A 15,407-nucleotide genomic window follows, 5' to 3' on the forward strand; every position below is an offset into this window, starting at 1 on the left:
CGCTGGCTTGCGCAAATTACTGCAAATGACTTGCGGCTTTTGCAACTGAAAAATGGACGGATTGTCATGTTCCGTGACGTCAGTTCGCCGTATAGCCATGATTCATTGGGTTTTTGCGGCCTTTTCGCCACAGTGCGGCGTGGCTGTCGGGCCGGATCGCGCGGCGAATGGATTGACAGCCTGCAAACGGCTTTGCAAATCTATGCAAAATTGATCTGGCGGCGAAACCGCCGATGATCGACACGCTAGGGATGGAGGGGCAGGGGATGGACACCCGCAATCGGTGGGGGCGGCTAGCGGCCGCGCTCGGCTGCGCCGGCATGGCGCTGACCGCCGCGCCGGCCCTTTCGGCCCAGCCCGCGACATCCTTCCGCGACCGGCTTCCTCAGGACGAGGTGATCTACTTCGTGCTGGCCGACCGCTTCGCCAACGGCGATCCGTCCAACGATCGCGGCGGCCTTTCCGGCGATCGCCTGGCCACCGGCTACGACCCGGCCGACAAGGGCTTCTTCCACGGCGGCGACTTCAAGGGGCTGACCGGCAAGCTCGACTACGTGCAGGGCCTGGGCGCGACGGCGATCTGGCTGGCGCCGATCTTCGTCAACAAGCCGGTGCAGGGCCCCAAGGGCCAGGAAAGCGCCGCCTATCACGGCTACTGGATCACCGACTTCACCGACGTCGACCCGCACCTGGGAACGAAGGCCGACTTCAAGGCCCTGGTCGACGCCGCCCATGCGCGGGGGATGAAGGTCTATCTCGACATCGTCATCAACCACACGGCCGACGTCATCAAGCTGAAGGAGTGCGAGGGCCGCCGCTGCGAGTACCGGAGCAAGGCCGACTATCCGGTCAGCCGGCGCGGCGGCGTGTCGGGGGCGGCGATCAACGCCGGTTTCGCCGGCGACGCCGACGGCTCGGAAGCCAATTTCGCGAAGCTGACCCGGCCCGACTTCGCCTACACGCCGTATGTCCCGGCGGCCGAGGCCAGGGTCAAGAAGCCCGACTGGCTGAACGACCCGATCTGGTATCATAACCGCGGCGAGAGCGACTTCGTCGGCGAGAGCTCGCTCTATGGCGACTTCGCCGGGCTCGACGACCTCTACACCGAGCATCCGCGCGTCGTTCAGGGCTTCATCGACATCTACGGCCAGTGGATCGACGAGTTCGGGATCGACGGCTTCCGCGTCGACACCGCCCGTCACGTGAACCCGGAGTTCTGGCAGGCCTTCGTGCCGGCCATGCAGGCGCGGGCCAAGGCGCGGGGCATTCCCAACTTCCACATCTTCGCCGAGGTCGCCGACCCGGATCCGGTGGCCCTGGCCCGCTCGACCGTCGTCGACGGCTTTCCGGCCGCGCTGGACTTCGCCTTCCAGAAGGCGGTGACCGAGGTCGTCGCGGGCAAGGCGGGGACCGATCGCTTCGCCGCGCTCTACGCCGCCGACGCCCTCTATCGCGGCGGCGAGGCGGGCGGGCCGCAGATTCCGACCTTCCTGGGCAACCACGACATGGGGCGTTTCGGTCGCCGGCTGGTGAAGGGTCTGCCTGACGCCTCCGACGCCGAGCTCGTCCAGCGCAACGTGCTCGCCCACGCCATGCTGATGTTCCTGCGCGGCGCCCCGACCCTCTACTATGGCGACGAGCAGGGCTTCACCGGCGACGGCGACGACAAGGACGCTCGCGAGGACATGTTCGCCAGCCAGGTCGCGGTCTACAACGACAATCGCCTGATCGGCGGCAAGGGCGGTTCGGCCGATCGCTACGATGCGACCGCGCCGCTCTATCGCGCGGTTTCCGGCATGGCCAAGGTCCGCGCGGCCGAGCCCGCCCTGCGCTCCGGTCGCCAGCTCGTGCGCGCCGCCGGCGACAAGCCCGGCCTGCTGGCCGTCTCCCGCATCCTCCAGGGCCGCGAGGTCCTGGTCCTGTTCAACACCGGCGCGGCGCCGGTGGACGCCCACGTCGAGGTCGAGACGACCTCGGCGGTCTGGCGCTCGGCCGTGGGCGCCTGCGCCCCGGCCGCGACGGCGCCCGGCAGCTATCGCGTGACCATCGCGCCGCTCGACTACAAGATCTGCGTCTCGGAGGGCGCGCACCAGTGACGACCGAAAGCTTGACCAAGCCCGCCGCCCATCCCGTTTCCGCAAGCAGCGCCGAGTGGTGGCGCGGCGCGGTGATCTATCAGGTCTATCCGCGCAGCTACGCCGACTCCAACGACGACGGGGTGGGCGACCTGCCCGGGATCACCGCGCGCCTCGAGCACATCGCCTCGCTGGGCGTCGACGCGATCTGGCTGTCGCCGTTCTTCGCCTCGCCGATGAAGGACTTCGGCTACGACGTGGCCGACTATCGCGACGTCGATCCGATCTTCGGAACCCTCGCCGACTTCGACGCCCTGATCGACAAGGCCCATCGCCTGGGCGTGAAGATCATCATCGACCTGGTCTTCTCGCACACCAGCGACGAGCACGCCTGGTTCGCGGAAGGCCGCGAGAGCCGGGATAATCCGTATGCGGATTGGTACGTCTGGGCCGACGCCAAGCCCGACGGCTCGCCGCCGTCCAACTGGCAGTCGGTGTTCGGCGGCCCGGCCTGGACCTGGGACGCGCGGCGCGGCCAGTACTACATGCACAACTTCCTGGCCTCGCAGCCGCAGCTGAACCTGCACAACCCCAAGGTCCAGGAAGCCCTGCTCGACATCACCCGCTTCTGGCTGGAGCGGGGCGTGGACGGCTTCCGCTTCGACGCCATCAACTTCTCGATGCACGACCCGGCCCTGCGGGACAACCCGCCCTTGCCGCCGGGCGGCAAGCGCACGCGGCCGTTCGACTTCCAGGACAAGGTGTTCAACCAGGGCCACCCGGACATCCCGAAGTTCCTGTCCCGCCTGCGCGCCCTGACCGACCAGTACGAGGGCCGCTTCTCGGTGGCCGAGATCGGCGGCGACCGCGCCGACGAGGAGATGAAGCTGTTCACGGCCGGCGAGGACCGGCTCAACAGCGCCTACAGCTTCCTCTACCTCTATGCCGACGAACTGAAGGACGAACTGGTGCGTGGCGGAGCCAGCGCCTGGCCAGGCGTGGACGGCGAGGGCTGGCCGTCCTGGACCTTCTCCAACCACGACGCGCCCCGGGCGGTGTCGCGCTGGGCGCGCGGCCGCGACCGCAAGGCCTTCGCCGAGATGGCGCTGCTGCTGCTGATGACCCTGCGCGGCAACGTCTTCGTCTACCAGGGCGAGGAGCTGGGCCTGCCGCAGGCGCACGTGCCGTTCGAACGGCTGGTCGATCCCGAGGCCATCGCCAACTGGCCCCAGACCCTGGGCCGCGACGGCGCCCGCACGCCGATGCCGTGGACGGCGGGGGCGGTCAACGCCGGCTTCTCCACCGTCGAGCCGTGGCTGCCGGTCGATCGGGCGCACCTGCCGCTGTCGGTCGACGCCCAGGAGGCCGACCCGGCCTCGACCCTGCACGCCGCGCGCCGCCTGATCGGCCTGCGCGGCCGGTGGCCGGCGCTGAGGACTGGCGGCATGCATCTGATCGACACCAACACCCCGCTCCTGGTGTTCGAGCGCGGCGAGGGCGAGGCGGCCCTGCTGTGCGTGTTCAACATCGGCTTCGAGGCCGTGGCCTGGGACCTGCCGGACGGCTGGACGGTCGTCGACAGCGTCAACCTCGGCGCGCCGGGTTTCGTGCCGCCGCTGGGCGGCCTGCTGGCGAAGCGGGGCGCTGCGTGAAAGCCCTCCCCCTCGATGGGGGAGGGCTGGGTGGGGGTGATCCCGCGTCGGCTGGCTGGCTTGGCCGGCGCCGCGTCACCCCCATCCCCGGCCCTTCCCCCATCGAGGGGGAAGGGAGGAGGTCAGCCCCCGCAGCTTTCCCGGATGATCAAATCCGTCGGCACCCGCTCAGACCGGCTGGCGCCCTGGCCGCTGGCGTCCAGCAGTTTGGACACCATCAGCCGGCCGGCCTTGGCGGTGTCCTGCGAGATCGTCGACAGGGCCGGTCGCGAGTAGCGGGCGAACGGCACGTCGTCGTAGCCGATCACCGAGACGTCGCCGGGCACCGACAGGCCCGCGTGCTGCAGGGCGCGGATGGCGCCCAGGGCGATCAGGTCGGAGGCGGCCACGACGCCGTCGAACTTCACGCCGCGCTGGATGAGGCTGTCGATGCTGGCCTCGGCCGACTCGACCTCGAAGTGGGCCGGCACCACCAGGTCGGGATCCACGCCCAGGCCGAACTGTTCGACCGCGTCGAGATAACCGCGGTGGCGCTGCATGGCCTCGGGGGCCTCGGTATCGCCCAGGAAGACGATGCGCTTTCGCCCGAGACGCGCCAGGTGCAGCGTCGCGCGCTTGGCCCCCAGCGGGTTGTCCGAGCCCACCGAGCAGTAGGCCTGGTCGGGCAGTTGCGCGCCCCAGACCACGAAGCGGGCTTCCGTCTCGGCCAGGCGGTTGAAGGCGGTGTGCAGCCAGGACTGGCCCAGGAAGATCACCCCGTCCGCCCGGCTGGTGGTCATGGCCGCCGACAGGTCCTCGAAGCTGCCCGGGGCCACGTGGCTGACCAGGATGTCGCATCCCCGCTCGCGGGCGGCTTCGCCGACGCCGGCGAACAGCTCGAGGAAGAACGGATCCGACAGCCGGCCCTCGCGGTGCTGCGGACGCGGCACGACGATGGCGATCGTGCCCTCGGCGCCGATGGGGCCGGCGGGCATGTAGCGGCGGAACGGATAGTCCATCTCGCGCGCCAGCTTCCAGATCAGCTGCTTGGTGCGCTGGTTGACGGCGGGGCTGTCGTTCAGCGCCCGCGAGGCGGTGGAGATCGAGACGCCGGCCATCCTGGCCAGGTCTTCCAGACGCGTCGCCCCCTTGCTCACCGTGTTCCGTCCCCGTCGGCTCTGGCGTCCAAGACTGCCGCTGCAAATCTTGCCGCAAAATTTTTCACTGACCTGTTTAACGCATCGCCCGCCGCGCTTGGCAAGTGCGGCGAGGCAAGGTTTTCCGGAGTAGAAGCATGATCCTGCGCCTTCTCGCCGCGGCCGTCCTGGCCCTGGCGGCCTCGCCGTCGCTGGCGGCGGTCACCGCCACCGCGACCTCGCCCGACAAGGTGCTGAGCGTGTCGGTCACCACCGACAACGACGGCCAGCCGACCTATACGGTCAGCCGTCTGGGCCGGCCGGTGATCGCCCCGTCGAAGCTGGGCTTCATCCTGGTCGACGCGCCCAAGCTGCAGCGCAATTTCGAGGTCGCCGACCAGAAGATCCGCAGCGTCGACGAGACCTGGGACCTGCCCTGGGGCGAGCGCAAGAGCGTGCGCAATCGCTTCAACGAGCTGCGTGTGACCCTGGTCGAGAAGACTCCGCTGCATCGGCGCCTGGACGTGGTGTTCCGGCTCTATGACGACGGCCTGGGCTTCCGCTACGAGTTTCCCGAGCAGGCCAATCTGAAGACCGCTCGCATCGGCGAGGAACTGACCGAGTTCTCGCTCGTGGACGAGGCCACGGCCTGGTGGATTCCGGCCTACGAATGGAACCGCGAGGAATATCTCTACAATCGCACGCCGGTCGAAGAGGTCGGGATCGCCCAGACCCCGATGACCGTGCGCACCAGGGACGGGCTGCACGTCTCGATCCACGAGGCGTCGCTGGTCGACTATGCCGGCATGAACCTGACCCGCGCCCAGGATCGCCGCTTCAAGGCCAGCCTGACCCCGGGGATCGGCGAGGCCAAGGTCGAGCGGACGGCGCCGTTCCCCACGCCCTGGCGCACCCTGCAGATCGCCGACAGCGCCGGCGGCCTGGTGTCCTCCAGCCTGATCCTGAACCTCAACGAGCCCAACAAGCTGGGCGACGTCTCGTGGATCAAGCCGATGAAGTATGTCGGCGTCTGGTGGGAGATGCACCTCGACCACAAGACCTGGGGCTCGGGTCCCAAGCACGGCGCGACCAATGAGAACGTGATCCGTCATATCGACTTCGCCGCCAGGCATGGCCTGGGCGGGGTGCTGGTCGAGGGCTGGAACAAGGGCTGGGACGGCGCCTGGTTCGCCGACGGCTCGGAGTTCAGCTTCACGCAATCCTACCCGGACTTCGACCTGAAGAAGCTGACCGACTACGCCCGCAAGAAGGGCGTCGTGCTGATCGGTCACCACGAGACGGCCGGCAACACCGTCGTCTACGAGCGCCAGATGGACGCCGCCTTCGACCTCTACAAGTCGGTGGGCGTGCCGGCCGTGAAGACTGGCTACGTGGCCGACGCCGGCGGCGCGCAGGTGACGGGGGCGGACGGCAAGGTCCACTTCGCCTGGCACGAAAGCCAGCCGATGGCGCGGCATCACCTGCGGGTGCTGGAGGCCGCCGCCAAGCGCCAAATCGCCATCAACGCCCACGAGCCGATCAAGGACACCGGCCTGCGCCGCACCTGGCCCAACTGGATCAGCCGCGAGGGCGCGCGGGGCATGGAGTTCAGCGCCTGGGGCCAGCCGGGCAACCCGCCCGAGCACGAGGCCAACCTGGTCTTCACCCGCCTGCTGGCCGGGCCGATGGACTACACGCCCGGCATCTTCGGCATGAAGACCAAGGCGCCCGACGGCGTGGCCACAACCTGGGCCAAGCAGCTGGCGCTGTACGTGGTGATCTACAGCCCGATCCAGATGGCCGCCGACCTGCTCGAGAACTACGAGGCCAATCCAGGGCCGTTCAAGTTCATCGAGGACGTGCCGGTCGACTGGGCCGACACCCGCGTGATCAACGGCGAGATCGGCGACTTCGTCACCATCGCCCGCAAGGATCGCAAGAGCGACGACTGGTACCTGGGCGCGATCAGCGACGAGCAGGGGCGGGTGCTTTCCGCGCCGCTGTCGTTCCTGGATCCAGGCCGCAAGTATCGGGCCGAGATCTATCGCGACGGTGAGAAGGCCGACTGGAAGACCGCCCCGCAGGACATCGTCATCGAGTCCCGCGAGGTGACGGCGGCCGACGTGCTGGAGCTGAAGCTGGCTCCCGGCGGCGGCCAGGCGATCCGGTTCGTGGCGCTGAAAAAGTAACGGCTCTCCCTCCGTAATGTCCCCGCGAAAGCGGGGACCCAGGCGTTTTATCGTCGAGCGCCTTGGGTTGCGGAAAAAGCCTGGGCCCCCGCTTTCGCGGGGGTTTTACGCAGTGGGGTGGATCAGTCGAAGATAAGCGACCGGTGCGCGCCCACGCCCGCCAGCACCCCGTCGGCCGAGGCCAGGGTGGCGTTGTGGTTGGCCCGCGCCGCGTCGCCGGCGGCGAACACGCCCGCCACGCTGGTCGCCTTCCAGTCGTCGACCGCGATCAGCGGGCCCAGCGGGCCGTCCTCGAAGGCGCAGCCCAGGCGCTGCGCCAGGGGGCTGGCCATGCGCACGGTCGGCGAGGCGAAGATCGCCTCGATGGCGACGACCCGGCCGTCGGCCAGGCGGGCGCCCGAAAGGTCGGGCTCGTCGCCCAGCAGTTCCACCACCGGGACCTCCTCGATCGCCACGCCGCGCGCGGCCAGGCGGTCCCGCGTCTCGGCGTCGATCGGCAGGCCCTGGCTGAACAGGATGGTCGGCCCCCAGTCGGGGATCATCTGGGCCTTGTGCAGGTCCATCGCGCCGCTGGCCAGCACGCCCAGCCGCCGGTCGCGGGCCTCGTAGCCGTGGCAGTAGGGGCAGTGCAGCACGGTCGCGCCCCATCGGGGCTTGAGGCCCGGAATGTCGGGCAACTGGTCGGCGACGCCGGTGGCCAGCACCAGCCGCCGGCCGCGCACGGTGCGGCCGTCGTTCAGGGCGACCGAGAAGCCGCCATCCTCGGTCCAGGCGTCGCGGGCCTCGCCCTCGACGAACGCGACGGTCGGATAGGCGCCGAGCTGGCGGCGGGCCTCGCGCAGGATGTCGAACGGCGCCCTGCCGTCCTGGCCCAGGAACCCGTGCGAGGCGTCGGCGAAGCGGTTGCGCGGCAGGCCCGCGTCCACCACCAGCACGTCGCGGCGGGCGCGGGCCAGCTGCATGGCGGCGGACAGGCCGGCGAAGCTTCCGCCGACGACGATGGCGTCATGAGTCATGATGGGGGTCCTTGCCGCCCGCCGCCTGCAGCACGATGCGGCGCGGGCCGATCTGGGCGGCCAGGTCCGCCAGGGTGATCTTCGACAGCCGCTCGTCCAGCAGGCGGCGGGCTTCGGCTACGGCGTCGTCGAGGGCGGCGTTGACCGCCTGTTCGACCAGGCAGCCGGGGCTTTCCTCGGCCTTGCCCAGGGCCAGCAGCGGCTCGTCGAGCGCGGCCTGGATGTCGGCCAGGCTGACGGCGCCCAGGGGCTTGAGCAGGGTCCAGCCGCCGCCGTGGCCCTTGGACGAGCCGACGATGCCGGCCTCGCGCAGCCCCGCGAAGGTGCGGCGGATGACCACCGGATTGGTCGCGGCCCAGCCGGCCAGGACTTCGGAGGTGAGGGCCTTGTCGGGCTGCTCGGCCATGTGCAGCAGCACGTGCAGGGCGACGGAGAGGCGGCTGTTCCGTTTCATGTAATGATGTATGTTACGTGAAGGGGCGGGGCGCAAGGGGGCGTTTTTCCGGGCGCCGCACCGAGGCTCCCTCGGTCGCCTTCCTGGGCCTTGTGCCCAGGATCCATTGCGCCGTCGCTCAGATCGCCGATAGCCGGCCTGGATCTCGGCGGCTGAACCATGGGCCCTGGGCACAAGGCCCAGGGAAGCGGATTTGGTGATGCAAATTTATGAGAACTATTGCCGCGCACTCGCGCGGGCCAGTGCGTGTCGTCCCCTTGATCCTCGATTGCTTCGCCCCGTTCCCCACCCGTCCTCGCCCGTAAAGTCAGCGAAAATCCCACTTCACCGTTGCATCGCTCCCCGCCCCATGCGCAAATGTCTGCCGCAAAGCGCGATGCAAATATTTGCGCAAACGGCCGGGCAAACCGGCGGCGTCAAGGCGGGGAAGCGATGACCAAGGCCAGGCTGAGCCTCTTCCAGATCTGGAACATGTGCTTCGGGTTCTTCGGGATCCAGATCGGCTTTGGCCTGCAGAACGCCAACACCAGCCGCATCTTCCAGACCCTCGGCGTCGAGATCGACCACCTGGCCATCCTGTGGATCGCAGCGCCCGCCACGGGCCTCTTGGTGCAGCCGATCATCGGCCACCTGTCCGACAAGACCTGGGGGCGGCTGGGCCGTCGGCGGCCCTATTTCTTCTGGGGCGCGATCCTGACCACGGCCGCCCTGGTCCTGATGCCCAACTCGCCGACCCTGTGGATCGCGGCCTCGGCGCTGTGGATCATGGACGCCTCGATCAACATCACCATGGAGCCGTTCCGGGCCTTCGTCGGCGACAACCTGCCCGACGAGCAGCGGTCCACCGGCTACGCCATGCAGAGCTTCTTCATCGGGATCGGGGCGGTGCTGGCCTCGTGCCTGCCCTGGATCCTGACCAACTGGCTGGACGTCGCCAACACCGCCCCGGCCGGCCAGATCCCGCCTTCGGTGCGCATCGCCTTCTACGCCGGCGGCGCGGTGCTGCTGGCGGCGGTGATGTGGACCGTCTTCACCACCCGAGAGTATTCGCCCGAGCAGATGGCCGCCTTCGAGGCGGCGCAGGCCGCTGCCAAGGGCGAGGCTGTCGCGACCCACGCCGGTCCGGGCCGGGCCGTCGCCGCCTACCTGACCGGCGGCGCGATCTGGACCATCGCCGGCCTGGCCGTCGCTGCGGGCGTCTACGCCCTCAAGCTGGAGAAGGAGCTCTACGTCCTGGCCGCCCTGATCGCGGGCTTTGGCCTAGCGCAGCTGGTCGCCGGCCAGCTGAAGCGGGCGGGGCGCACCGGCAACGGCTTTTCCGAGGTGGTCGAGGACCTGTTCGCCATGCCCGCCACCATGAAGCAGCTGGCGGTGGTGCAGTTCTTCTCGTGGTTCGGCCTGTTCGCCATGTGGATCTACACCACGCCCGCCGTCGCCGCCTTCCACTACGGCGCGACCGACGCGACCTCGGCCGCCTACAACGCCGGGGCCGACTGGGTGGGGGTGCTGTTCGGGGTCTACAACGGCGTGGCGGCCCTGGCGGCCCTGCTAATCCCGGTCATCGCCCGCGCCTTCAGCCGTCGCGTCGCCCACGCCATCTGCCTGGTCCTGGGCGGGCTTGGCCTGCTGTCGTTCATGGTCATCCGTGACCCGAAGCTGCTGGTTCTCGGCATGGTGGGGGTCGGCTTCGCCTGGAGCTCGATCCTGTCGTCGCCCTATTCGATCCTGTCGGGCTCGGTGCCGGGGCGGAAGATGGGCGTCTACATGGGCATCTTCAATTTCTTCATCGTCATCCCGCAGCTCCTGGCCGCCACCGTGCTGGGCCTGCTGCTCAAGACCTTCTTCGGCGGCCAGGCGATCTGGGCGCTGGTGCTGGGCGCGGCCGCGTTCCTGATCGCCGCGATCGCCGTCTTCGCCGTCAACGACCCGGGCGAGCCCAAGCGGCTGGCCAAGCTCACCTCGTGAGGTTTCACATGCGTACCCTCAAGACCCTGATCCTGGCCGCCTCGGCGCTCACTGCCGCGGGCGTCGCCCAAGCCGCCGAGCCCGCCGCCAAGCCGGCGACCACCTGGGCCTATTCGGCCAAGACCGCCGTCGGCGCCTCGTACGAGGCCTATGTCGACGGCGCCTACAAGGACGGCGGCCCCACCGGCGCGGTGTCCAAGGTATGGTTCTCGGTCGCCGACGGCGTGCTGACCGAAACCATGTACGGCCTGATCCACGAGGCCCAGATCAAGCAGATGCGGATCGCCGTGAAGACCGCCGACGGCCTGGCCGTCGAGGGCCGCGACACGACCGCCCGCACGGAATATCTGTATACGGACAAAAAGGGCCGGCCGCTGTCGCCGGCCTACAAGATCACCACCACCGACAAGGCCGGCCGCTTCGTCATCGAGAAGCGGATCTTCACCGATCCCGATCGCCACGCCCTGTTCCTGCGGGTGACGATCAAGGCCCTGAAGGGCCCGGTGACGCCGTTCCTGGTGCTGGAGCCGCACATGGCCAACACCGGCGGAGGCGACGTCGGCTCGGCCGGCGCCCAGGCCCTGACGGCCGGCGAGGGCAAGGTCTACCTGACCCTGCGCGGCGACCGTCCGTTCGCCAAGGCGGCCGCCGCCAAGCTGGAGGGCAACGACGCCCTGAAGATCGTCGACGGCGGCGTGCTGGCCGGCGACTCCGAGGCCAAGGGCGCCATCGTGCTGGCCGCACAGCTGCCGACGCAAGGCTCGGGGGCGGCGACCTACGACTTCGCCATCGGCTTCGGCGCCGATCCGGGCGCCTCGGCCGCCACCGCCATGGCCAGCCTGAAGACCGGCTACGACGAGGTGCTGGCCCGCTACAACGGCGAGGGCGACCGCGTCGGCTGGAGCGACTACATCGCCTCGCTGAGCGAACTGCCGCGCGTGGCCAGGGAAAGCGCCGACGGCGGCAAGCTGGCCTATGCCAGCGCCCTGATGCTGAAGGTGCAGGAAGACCGCACCCATGCCGGCGCCCTGATCGCCTCGCTGTCCAACCCGTGGGGCGACACGGTGGACGCGTCCAAGCCGTCGACCGGCTACAAGGCCGTCTGGCCGCGCGACTTCTACCAGTGCGCCATGGCCCTGGCGGCGCTGGGCGACAAGGACACGCCTCTGGCGGCCTTCCACTACCTGCCCACCGTGCAGGTCGGCGAGAAGACCCCGGGCAACAAGGGCGCCGGCGGCTGGTTCCTGCAGAAGTCGGAAGTGGACGGAACCCCCGAGTGGGTCGGCGTCCAGCTCGACCAGACGGCGATGCCGATCATGCTGGGCTGGAAGCTGTGGAAGCTGGGCTGGCTGTCGGAGCCGGACCTGAAGGACTACTACGCCCGCATGATCAAGCCGGCCGCCGACTTTCTGGTCGACGGCGGCAAGGTCAATATCGGCTGGAACAAGGAAACGATCGTCCCGCCCTTCACCCAGCAGGAGCGCTGGGAGGAGCAGGCCGGCCACTCGCCCTCGACCACGGCCGCGGTGATCGCCGGCCTGGTGACCGCCGGCGACATCGCCGACCTGGCGGGCGACAAGGCCTCGGGCGACCGCTATCGCCAGACCGCCGACGCCTATTCGGCCAAGGTCGAGGCGCGGATGTTCACCACCAGCGGCAAGTTCGGCGACGGCGCCTACTTCATGCGCCTGAACAAGAACGAGGACCCCAACGACAAGGCCCCGATCGGCGCCGCCAACGGCCAGATCGCCCCGCCCGAGGACGAGGTGGTCGACGGCGGCTTCCTGGAACTGGTCCGCTACGGCGTGCGCCGGGCCGACGACAGCCACATCGTCGGCAGCCTGCCCGAGCTGGACGCGACCGACCGCGAGGACCTCTACCGCGTGCGCTACGACTTCAGCTTTCCGGGCGTGAAGGGCGGCTTCCCCGGCTGGCGGCGCTACGACGTCGACGGTTACGGCGAGGACGCCAGGACCGGCGGCAACTATGGCGAGGGCGGGCAGATGAGCCCGGGCCAGCGCGGCCGGGTGTGGCCGATCTTCACCGGCGAGCGCGGGCACTACGAGCTCGCTTTGGCCGCCGAGAAAGGCAAGCCGAGCAGGGCCCAGATCGCCGCCATCCGCGCCCGCTACGTCAAGGGCATCGAGCTGTTCGCCAATGACGGCCTGTTGATCCCCGAACAGGTCTGGGACGGCGTCGGCGCAAAGACCCGCCACCCGTACGTGACCGGCGAGGGCACGGACTCGGCCACCCCGCTGGCCTGGTCGCACGCCGAGTACGTCAAGCTGCTGCGCTCGCTGGCCGACGGCCAGGTCTGGGACCGCTACGAGCCGGTGGCGGCGCGCTACGCCAAGTAGGGGACAGGAACCCGCCAGGATCCGGGGCGTACTCCTAGCCGCGTGCAAAGGAGCTTCATCATGCCCCGACCCGGCGATCTTTCCCTGTTCGGCGCGGCCGCCTTGGCGGCGCTGGCCCTGAGCGCCTGCTCGGATCCCAAGCCCAAGAGCGCCTCGCCCGAGATGGCCTCGGCCCCTTCCGCCGAGGCGCCGGCCACGCTGGCGCCGCCGCCGGAGGTCGGACCGCCGACCGAGCCGCGCACGGTGGGCGGCGACGGCTCGCCGATCCGGCTCTCTCCGCTGTCGGAAGGCGACCTCAAGGCCCAGCCGCTGGAGGGCGAACTGGCCTGCGGCTTCTCGGCCGAGCAGGGCTCGCTGCTGCTGGCCAAGGGAAACGTCGGTTCGCGCGACGCCGCCCAGGGCCTGGTCAAGGTCGGCGACTATGTCGAGCGGATCGCCGCGCCCGGCGGTTTCGACGGCATGACGGGCGGCGCGAGCTTCAGCGGCCAGGGCAAGACCATCCGCATCGTCCTGACCGGCCCGGCCGTCGGCGGCGGCGAGTCCCCGCCGCGCCCGGCGACCCTGACCTATCTGCGCGCCGACGGCGCCAGCCTGACCCTGCCGGGCCGCTGGACCTGCGGGCCGTAGGCGTCGGTCGGGTGTTTCGCCCGGACGCGGGGGCGGCTACGACTTCGTCCTGGGAGGAGCGCCATGACCGGTCAGCCGATCACGCTGAGGCTGCGTATCCAGGACCCGGTTCCTGGCGTCGCCTACAGCCTGCAGGACAAGAAGAACCACCCCGTGGGGCCGCTCGTCGCCGGCGACGGGCCGCTTGCCTTCGACGTTTCGGTGCGCGTCGCGCCCGGTCCCCGGTTCCTGGGCGAGTTCGTGCGTAGCGAAGGCCCTAGCCGGCGGTTCGTCTATATCGCCATAGGAACCTCGGCCGGCCAGCACGGCTCGACCTGGACGAGGCGAGCCAAGATCGACATCCACACCATTCCCGCCGACCTGCTGGCGCGAGCCCTGGAAGGCGCCGTGCTGGAGGTTCTGCTGCCCGGCCGCGCCAAGGACGGCGGCCCGGCCTGCGCCACGGTGGTTCCGCTAGAGGCTTGGCGCGTGGCCGGCTGAGCGCGCGCAAGCTCGACTTTGGATGGCGTCGCCGATAGCTTTCCCGCGATGATTTCGCTGTTCGCCGCCCTCGCGCTCGCCGCCGCCCAGCCCGCCGTTCCGGACGCGGCCCGGGCCCTGTGCGAGGCGGCGGCCGGGTCGCTGGCGGCGCCTTTGTCGGAACCCGCCGGGATCCGCTACGCGGCGTTCTGGGGTCATTTCCTGCGCGATCCGGCGCCCTATCCGTTCAAGCCCGAAACCACCGTGGCGGCGGCGCGCGCCAACTGCGCCGACCCGGGGTCGCGCAGCAGCGACTGGATGTTCCTGCAGGGCGTGCTGCAGTCGTCGGGCCGCGCGGCCGAGGCCCTGAGGCTGGCCGAGGAGCGCGTCCGGGTCGAGCCGTCCGACGGCGCCTGGAGCGCGCTGGCGGTCGCCCGGCTGCGCCAGGGCGACGAGGCCGGCGCGCTGGCCGCCTGGCGGTCGCAGCGGCAAGCTGGCGAGAGCGATCCACGGGCCGTGGCCGAGATCACCTCGCAGCTGATCTACCAGATGAACGGCGCGCCCGATCGCAAGCCGAGCCTGGCCTACGCCCAAGCCAACGTGCGCCGCTGGCGGTCGATCGTGGAAGCCGGTGACGGTCTTGGGGACCGGGATTCGTTCGAGCTCCTGTCGGCGCTGAAGATCGAGGGCGACCTGCTGGAGCTGTCTGGCGACGCCCGGAGCGCCGCCGATCGGTTCGGCGAGGCGGCCAGCCTTTCCGAGGCCCGGCTCGCCCAGGCGCCCGACGACTTCTCCCGGCGCGACCGCAAGGCCGGCCTGATGCGCCTCTACGTGGCGCGCTCGCACGCCCAGGCCGCCGCCGGCGACCGGGACGGCGTGATCGACACGAGTCGTAAGGCCGCGGTCCTGGTGGACGGCGAGCGCTTCCTGTCGCCCAACGCGACCGTCCTCGACCAGATCGCCAACGGTCTCTGGTCGGGTGATGTGTCCATCGCGCCGGTGGCCGAGGCCTTCGGCGGTTTCGGTCGCGACCTGCTGAAGGTGGGGGCGCCGCGCGAGGCGGTTGGCTTCCTGCGGGTTTCCGACGCCCTCTGGAAGGCCCACGCCAAGGCGGACGGGCGGGCGAGCGACGGCGCGTCGGAGGTGTTGCTCGCCCGCGCCCTGCGGCTGTCGGGCGACGCCCCCGCCGCCCTGGCGACGATCGACCGGGGACTAGCGCTCGCCGAAAAGGCCGGGATCGAAGGGAACAACTGGTTCTGGACAGGGGCGGGCCTTGAACGAGGCGAGGCTCTGCTGGCCATGGGCCTCGCCTCGCAGGCCTGCGCCGCCTTCCGGCGGGCGCGGCCGGCGGTGATCCACTCGATGCCCGAGCCACACATCGCCGAGATCCTGGCGACGCTCGACGCGCGCCTGGCGGGTCCGCCCTGCGCGCCGCCCGTGACCTGACGCGTCAGGTCTTTCCGTCGCGGCGCGCCTTCCTCTGGCCCTCGACTCCGGC

General features: G+C 70.0%; 11 protein-coding genes. 8 read left to right on the plus strand and 3 right to left on the minus strand.

The window, feature by feature from the left end; all coding sequences use genetic code 11:
* Positions 1–266 precede the first annotated feature (266 nt).
* Both C1707_RS07890 and C1707_RS07895 read left to right on the plus strand, forming a co-directional pair.
* Positions 267–2,096 carry an alpha-amylase family glycosyl hydrolase gene (locus C1707_RS07890; RefSeq protein ID WP_101713997.1) on the plus strand — a complete coding sequence of 610 codons (1,830 nt, stop codon included), beginning with the start codon at positions 267–269 and terminating at the stop codon, positions 2,094–2,096.
* Complete coding sequence (locus C1707_RS07895; RefSeq protein ID WP_101713996.1) at positions 2,093–3,727, plus strand: alpha-amylase family glycosyl hydrolase; 1,635 nt, start codon at positions 2,093–2,095, stop codon at positions 3,725–3,727. The genes C1707_RS07890 and C1707_RS07895 overlap by 4 nt, the downstream gene beginning before the upstream one ends.
* Positions 3,728–3,849: 122 nt before the next feature.
* Here the strand turns inward: C1707_RS07895 and C1707_RS07900 are convergent, their stop codons facing one another.
* Positions 3,850–4,911, minus strand: coding sequence for a LacI family DNA-binding transcriptional regulator (locus tag C1707_RS07900; RefSeq protein ID WP_276328248.1), 1,062 nt, complete (start codon positions 4,909–4,911; stop codon positions 3,850–3,852).
* An 89-nt stretch (positions 4,912–5,000) separates the two neighbouring features.
* Between C1707_RS07900 and C1707_RS07905 the strand changes: the two genes are divergently transcribed.
* Positions 5,001–7,031 (plus strand): glycoside hydrolase family 97 protein, encoded by a 2,031-nt coding sequence (locus C1707_RS07905; RefSeq protein WP_101713994.1) that lies wholly within the window; start codon positions 5,001–5,003, stop codon positions 7,029–7,031.
* 122 nt (positions 7,032–7,153) lie between these two features.
* Here C1707_RS07905 and C1707_RS07910 read toward each other — a convergent pair whose 3' ends face one another.
* Positions 7,154–8,047: an NAD(P)/FAD-dependent oxidoreductase gene (locus tag C1707_RS07910; RefSeq protein ID WP_101713993.1), complete on the minus strand. Its 894-nt coding sequence runs from the start codon at positions 8,045–8,047 to the stop codon at positions 7,154–7,156.
* On the minus strand, positions 8,037–8,501 hold the full coding sequence (locus C1707_RS07915; RefSeq protein ID WP_101713992.1) for an RrF2 family transcriptional regulator: 465 nt from the start codon (positions 8,499–8,501) through the stop codon (positions 8,037–8,039). The genes C1707_RS07910 and C1707_RS07915 overlap by 11 nt, the downstream gene beginning before the upstream one ends.
* A 432-nt stretch (positions 8,502–8,933) precedes the next feature.
* Here C1707_RS07915 and C1707_RS07920 point away from each other — a divergent pair, with 432 nt between their 5' ends.
* The 5 genes from C1707_RS07920 to C1707_RS07940 all read left to right on the plus strand — a co-directional run bounded on the left by C1707_RS07920 (position 8,934) and on the right by C1707_RS07940 (position 15,355).
* Positions 8,934–10,466, plus strand: a complete 1,533-nt coding sequence (locus tag C1707_RS07920) for an MFS transporter (RefSeq protein ID WP_101713991.1) — start codon at positions 8,934–8,936, stop codon at positions 10,464–10,466.
* Positions 10,467–10,474: 8 nt separating this feature from the next.
* Positions 10,475–12,823 carry a glucan 1,4-alpha-glucosidase gene (locus C1707_RS07925; protein ID WP_101713990.1) on the plus strand — a complete coding sequence of 783 codons (2,349 nt, stop codon included), beginning with the start codon at positions 10,475–10,477 and terminating at the stop codon, positions 12,821–12,823.
* 60 nt (positions 12,824–12,883) lie between these two features.
* Entirely contained in the window at positions 12,884–13,450 is a 567-nt protein-coding gene (locus C1707_RS07930) for a hypothetical protein (protein WP_101713989.1), read from the plus strand.
* 63 nt (positions 13,451–13,513) lie between these two features.
* Positions 13,514–13,930 (plus strand): DUF5990 family protein, encoded by a 417-nt coding sequence (locus tag C1707_RS07935; RefSeq protein ID WP_101713988.1) that lies wholly within the window; start codon positions 13,514–13,516, stop codon positions 13,928–13,930.
* Between the two features lie 48 nt (positions 13,931–13,978).
* The gene (locus C1707_RS07940; protein ID WP_101713987.1) at positions 13,979–15,355 is read left to right on the plus strand and encodes a hypothetical protein; all 1,377 of its coding nucleotides are present in this window, start codon (positions 13,979–13,981) and stop codon (positions 15,353–15,355) included.
* Positions 15,356–15,407 lie beyond the last annotated feature (52 nt).

The sequence above is a fragment of the Caulobacter flavus genome (assembly GCF_003722335.1).
Classification (GTDB): domain Bacteria; phylum Pseudomonadota; class Alphaproteobacteria; order Caulobacterales; family Caulobacteraceae; genus Caulobacter; species Caulobacter flavus.

What these genes read in the sequence shown, in the direction of transcription:
- C1707_RS07915 (WP_101713992.1), bottom strand. Translation starts at nt 8,501, where the DNA reads ATGAAACGGAACAGCCGCCTCTCCGTCGCCCTGCACGTGCTGCTGCAC.
- C1707_RS07940 (WP_101713987.1), top strand. Translation starts at nt 13,979, where the DNA reads ATGATTTCGCTGTTCGCCGCCCTCGCGCTCGCCGCCGCCCAGCCCGCC.
- C1707_RS07910 (WP_101713993.1), bottom strand. Translation starts at nt 8,047, where the DNA reads ATGACTCATGACGCCATCGTCGTCGGCGGAAGCTTCGCCGGCCTGTCC.
- C1707_RS07930 (WP_101713989.1), top strand. Translation starts at nt 12,884, where the DNA reads ATGCCCCGACCCGGCGATCTTTCCCTGTTCGGCGCGGCCGCCTTGGCG.
- C1707_RS07905 (WP_101713994.1), top strand. Translation starts at nt 5,001, where the DNA reads ATGATCCTGCGCCTTCTCGCCGCGGCCGTCCTGGCCCTGGCGGCCTCG.
- C1707_RS07890 (WP_101713997.1), top strand. Translation starts at nt 267, where the DNA reads ATGGACACCCGCAATCGGTGGGGGCGGCTAGCGGCCGCGCTCGGCTGC.
- C1707_RS07925 (WP_101713990.1), top strand. Translation starts at nt 10,475, where the DNA reads ATGCGTACCCTCAAGACCCTGATCCTGGCCGCCTCGGCGCTCACTGCC.
- C1707_RS07920 (WP_101713991.1), top strand. Translation starts at nt 8,934, where the DNA reads ATGACCAAGGCCAGGCTGAGCCTCTTCCAGATCTGGAACATGTGCTTC.
- C1707_RS07935 (WP_101713988.1), top strand. Translation starts at nt 13,514, where the DNA reads ATGACCGGTCAGCCGATCACGCTGAGGCTGCGTATCCAGGACCCGGTT.